This window comes from Fodinibius sp. (genome assembly GCF_041642155.1).
Classification (GTDB): Bacteria; Bacteroidota; Rhodothermia; order Balneolales; family Balneolaceae; genus Fodinibius.
In genome coordinates this window covers 1-4,920 of sequence record NZ_JBEPWZ010000235.1, presented here as the reverse complement: position 1 = coordinate 4,920, position 4,920 = coordinate 1, and the positions used below count along the sequence as shown (strand labels likewise).

At 48.4% G+C, this 4,920-nt stretch carries 4 protein-coding genes and 2 pseudogenes; 1 reads left to right on the top strand and 5 read right to left on the bottom strand.

The features are described 5' to 3' along the window. The 3 genes and pseudogenes from ACESLU_RS11735 to rimP all read right to left on the bottom strand — a co-directional run. Nucleotides 1–586 (bottom strand): annotated as a pseudogene (locus ACESLU_RS11735) (translation initiation factor IF-2); the annotation flags it as partial. A 264-nt stretch (nucleotides 587–850) separates the two neighbouring features. Beyond that, nucleotides 851–2,104, bottom strand: coding sequence for a transcription termination factor NusA (nusA, locus tag ACESLU_RS11730; RefSeq protein ID WP_372638835.1), 1,254 nt, complete (start codon nucleotides 2,102–2,104; stop codon nucleotides 851–853). 24 nt (nucleotides 2,105–2,128) lie between these two features. Continuing rightward, nucleotides 2,129–2,557: a ribosome maturation factor RimP gene (gene rimP, locus ACESLU_RS11725; RefSeq protein ID WP_372638834.1), complete on the bottom strand. Its 429-nt coding sequence runs from the start codon at nucleotides 2,555–2,557 to the stop codon at nucleotides 2,129–2,131. Between the two features lie 551 nt (nucleotides 2,558–3,108). Between rimP and ACESLU_RS11720 the strand changes: the two genes are divergently transcribed. Next, on the top strand, nucleotides 3,109–3,600 hold the full coding sequence (locus tag ACESLU_RS11720) for a DUF192 domain-containing protein (RefSeq protein WP_372638833.1): 492 nt from the start codon (nucleotides 3,109–3,111) through the stop codon (nucleotides 3,598–3,600). A 117-nt stretch (nucleotides 3,601–3,717) separates the two neighbouring features. Here ACESLU_RS11720 and ACESLU_RS11715 read toward each other — a convergent pair whose 3' ends face one another. Together ACESLU_RS11715 and ACESLU_RS11710 are read right to left on the bottom strand one after the other, a co-directional pair. Next, a complete protein-coding gene (locus ACESLU_RS11715) occupies nucleotides 3,718–4,443 on the bottom strand; it encodes an SGNH/GDSL hydrolase family protein (RefSeq protein WP_372638832.1) in 726 nt (241 codons plus the stop codon). 33 nt (nucleotides 4,444–4,476) lie between these two features. Continuing rightward, a pseudogene (locus ACESLU_RS11710) lies at nucleotides 4,477–4,920 on the bottom strand (class 1 fructose-bisphosphatase); the annotation flags it as partial.

The window sequence follows — 4,920 nt, the reverse complement described above, 5'->3', positions numbered from 1 at the left end:
CTTCTTCGGATGCGTCCTCAACTTCATCATACGTTTCGTCCTCTTCTTCTTCGTCTTCCGTATCTTCCTGGGCTTCAACAGGTTCGGGCTCTTCGCTTTCCTCTTCGGCCGGAGGGACCTCTTCTTCGGTTTCTGCCTCGACGGGAACCTCTTCCACCGCTTCCTCATCGCCTTCCGCAGTTGCCGCTGCTTCTTCCGGGGCGTCCTCATCTTCCTCCTCGTCTTCATCAATCGGAGTCAATCCTGCAATTTCTTCCGGCTCATCATCCTCTTCCGGCTCCAGGGGCAATTCATCTTCCAGGGGTTCAAGGGAATCTTCAATAGAAATACTTTCATTTCGGCTGGACCGAATCTGGTCGCGTCTGCTGGCGTACTCCTCTTTGGCTTTCGCATGTTGCTGGCTGTTGGCTTTATCCGTACCATATACCTCTTCCAGCACCTCGTACATTTCGGGTGTGATTTTGGTATTAGGTTTGTTGGCCACTTCAAAGCCTTCATCCGAAAGCGAACCTACAATGGAAGTCGTAGATACGTTGAACTCGGAAGCAACTTTAAATAACCGTTTTGGTTTATCCTTAGGCGACATATAAATGTATTTCTGTAAAGTATGTTTCTGATGTTAACTCTAAAACAGCCGTTTAATCCTACCCTATTAAGTATAAGGTAAAACTCACTGAAGGGAAATCTAAGTTTACCCCTTATTTTTAGAGAGCTTTGCAAAACCGTTCTTTTTGGCCGATCTCTGCATTTTCACGCATTCGAACACCGTACATATGCTTTATATGGATTGGTTTTGAATTCGCTCAGGCTTTGATATAGATCAAAATTCCCGGTTTTTCAAAGTCTTCTTTTATTCCTCATCTTCAAATTCATAAGCGATAATATCGATGATGCGTTCTGCCTGGTCTTCGGTAATTTCTCCTTCTGTCCGGCGGACAATTTCTTCCTCGTCCAGCTCCAGAACCTGGCGGGCCGTGTCGCAACCGATGTCGTGGAGCAGCTGGATGATCTCGGGACCGAAATCGATTTCGAACTCCTGCAGGTCAATATCATCCTCTTCCTCCACTTCGCGGTAGACATCAATTTCGCAATTGGTCAGTTTAGAGGCCAGGCGAATGTTCACTCCTCCCTTTCCGATGGCTTTGGACACCTCATCAGCCGGCACAAGTACTTTTGCCAGACTTCCATCCTCACTGAGATCGACGCTCAGCACCTGGGCGGGTTGCAGAGCCCGCTTAATAAACTCATGTTTGTCATCCGTATAGTTAATGACATCAATATTTTCGTTCTGCAGTTCGCGTACGATGGCGTGTATGCGAATTCCCTTCATTCCCACACAGGCTCCTACCGGGTCGACCCGCTCGTCATGCGACATCACAGCCACTTTGGAGCGATCACCGGGTTCACGCGCAATGCGAACAAGCTCAATGATGCCATCAAAAACTTCCGGAATCTCATTTTCAAACAGCCGCTCCAAAAACAGCGGAGAGGTCCTGGAAATGATGACCGAGGGATTGCTGTTATAGCGTTTTACTTCCTTGACCACCGCGCGAATAGTATCGCCCTTGCGGTACCGATCTTTATATATCTGTTCCTTCTTGGGCAGTACCAGCTCTACGCCATTGTGGTTGATCAGCATTTCACGACTTCTGATCTGGTACACGTCCCCAAGTACTATTTCACCCACACGGTCGGAATACTCCTCGAAGATATTGTCCTTTTCGATCTCCCGGATTCGCTGTGCCAGCTGCTGTCGCGCCATCATCACGGCGCGGCGTCCAAAATCCTGGATGGAAAGCTCTTGAGCAAACTCGTCATACAACTCCAGGTCCGGGTCATGTTTCCGGGCCTCTTCTATCGGGATTTCCTGTACTTCATCCGTCAGTTCTTCTTCGGGCACCACTTCCCGGATATGCAGAATCTGAATTTCTCCGCGATCTGCATTTAAAATAACCTCGAAGGCATCGTCGGAGCCATACTTTTTACGAATCATCGTTCGAAAGACATCCTCGAGTATGGACAACAATAAATCCTTATCAATATCTTTATCCTTGGCAATTTCGGCAAAGGACTGAATAATTTGTTTTGATACATCGTTTGACATCAGTAAGCTCCTGTCTGCTTAAAATTATTTGAAAGAAGGTATAATTTTGGTTTCTACCAGATCATCAAAAGGCACTCCCACCGTCGTTTGCTCATTGATCTCAACGATGATGCCCTTTTCGGAAACATGCTGCAAGGTTCCTTCGACCCTGAGGTCTTTATCGTCCCGCTTATATTTTACCTTAACCCTGCGCCCTTTGTTTTTAGGGTACTGCCGCCGGTCAACTAACGGCCGGTCTAAACCCGGGGACGATACATTCATGCGATAACGGCCGGAAAACAGTTCGTAAGCATCCATTAAAAAACTGAGCTCGTTGCTTATTTCAGCACATTCATCCATATTGACGTCGCGGTCTTCTCCATCCACAGAGACCCATATTTCAGGGATATCTCCGCCCTTGATTTCGACATCAAGAAGGAAAAAATCGGTCGTAACAAGCACCGATTCTGCCAATTCTGAAATTTTATTTATAAGTTTATTCGACACTGTTTCCGTGATTACAGGTACAAAAAAAAGTGAGTACCTTTCGGCGCTCACTCGAAGCATTCAAAGATACCGTTAATCCGCTAAAAAAACAACCCTGCACTTCATATCCCATCGCCGTTCTGCCAGCCGCACCCTTCCCCGGAGACCCTCGAACCGCTCAGCGGCCGAAGTATGTCCCCACGCTCCGATGCTTATCCAGATCGTGTGCCTGGCTGACTCTCCGGGCGGATGGCTGGATAACCATTTTTCAGGAATCTTCCATAAATGCGGACGCTCATGGGCAAGCACTCAAACTATTCCTTTTTAAAAAAAATATTTTATATTAGTTTACTTGGTTTTTATAAAATTGCAATATTAGAGCGCCTTGAAAAACCAGTCCCGAAGCATCGGGCAACATCAAAGCCTGAGCGAATTCAATACCGCAACACATAAGCATATGTGAGGATGTTGAATGCGCGAAAATGCAGGGATTGGCCAAAAGAACGGTTTTGCAAAGCGTTCTACCAATAAATTAACTGATGAAACAAGCGTTACCATTGCTAATCACTGCTTTGCTGGTTATAACAGCGGCCTGTTCGCAATCCTCGGAAAAACAAAATTCAGAATCCACGGCTGACAACTCTCGAAGCCGCTCACTCGACTATGTGCAGCCCATTTCCTTTTTGTCGGCCGCGGGCGATACGATCTCAACTATTGAAGCTGCGATCGCCGATGATGATGAAGAACGCAGCCAGGGATTAATGGATGTGAATGAACTGCCTGCTGACAAGGGAATGTTATTCATTTTCGACGAAAATAAGCCGCGCAGTTTTTGGATGGCCAACACCCCACTTTCGCTTGATATTATCTTCGTCAATGCCGATAAAACGATCGTTCGTATCCACCACAGCACACAGCCCTTTTCGGAGAAAAACCTGGCCTCGCAACAACCCGCCCGGTATGTCATCGAAACAAATGCCGGCTATTGCGTGTCCCACGACATCCAGGAAGGGATGAAGGTGGATTTTTAATAGATGAACGGCGTTGCGGTATTGTATCTCATCCCCGGGGGAAGCAACCTTTAGCGCCCGACCGTAAAAGATTAGATGAACAGCATCCAGGGCCGTGAGGGCTTTGCCTTCCGCAAGTTACATGCGATTAACGGTTTGCAGCCATGCCTCGGCCATCAGCTGGGAACCTGCCAGTGTCGGGTGCACGCCATCGGCTGTCCAGTACGTTGGTGCTACTTCGTTGGACGCCTCGTCAAAGACCGACTGATAAGGAATAAAACCGGCGTCGAACTCCCGGGCTATCCCCCTTGCGGCTTTTTGATACGCCCTGAAATCGGGCATCCACTGCTCCCCGCTCACAGAAGAACCTTCCAGCACAACAAAGGGTTCCCCGATTACCAGGGTGACCTCCGGCAGCTGCTCTTTGGTCCGCCCGAGCAGCTCTCTGAAATCCCGTTCATACACTTCAACAGTGCCGTCATACTCATTCAGCGTATGCCAATAATCATTGACGCCTATCAGTATACTCAGCAGGTCGGGTGCCAGGGAAAGGGCGTCCTCCTGCCAGCGGTCAGACAGCTGAAATACTTTATTCCCGCTGATGCCCCGGTTATAACAGCTTATGTTTCGCGCGGCAAGTGCTTTTATGAGTTGGGCCGTCGCCAGAAAAGTGTATCCGCCGCCCAGTCCGGTATTGGGTCCCTCTTCATTACGGTCGCGGCCCGCGTCGGTGATAGAATCACCCTGGAAGAGCAGGGTACCACCCTGTGGTATTACGTCAAAATCCTTATCTGTTCTTTTTGCAGTTGAAGGCAGCCAGTACGCTCCGGTCGCGCCCAGGGCCGTCGTCGTTATTTCGCGCAAAAAACTCCGTCGGTTATAATTCATAAAAAGAGATTAAGCTGTGATTGATTCGGATACATAGTTATCCAAAAATTCTTTTACTTTCAATACATTTTTAGCGGACCCTATATAGATGGGCGTCTGCTGGTGAATAGACTCCGGCTCAATTTCCAGAATTCTTCCCCTGCCGTCGATGGCCATGCCCCCCGCCTGCTCGATGACAAAGCTGAGAGGATTACATTCGTACATCAGCCGCAGCTTGCCGTTCGGGTAGAAACTACTGTCGGGGTAAATAAAAATGCCGCCTGTAATCAGCGTGCGGTGTACGTCAGCCACCATCGATCCGATATAACGTGCCTTATAGGGTCGTTTAGTTTCGGGATCATCGACCTGACAGTATTTCACGTACTGTTTGAGTCCCTGGCGCCAAGAGTGATAGCTCCCCTCGTTTACGCTGTAGATTGTCCCGTGATCCGGAATTTTCAGATCGTCATCCGA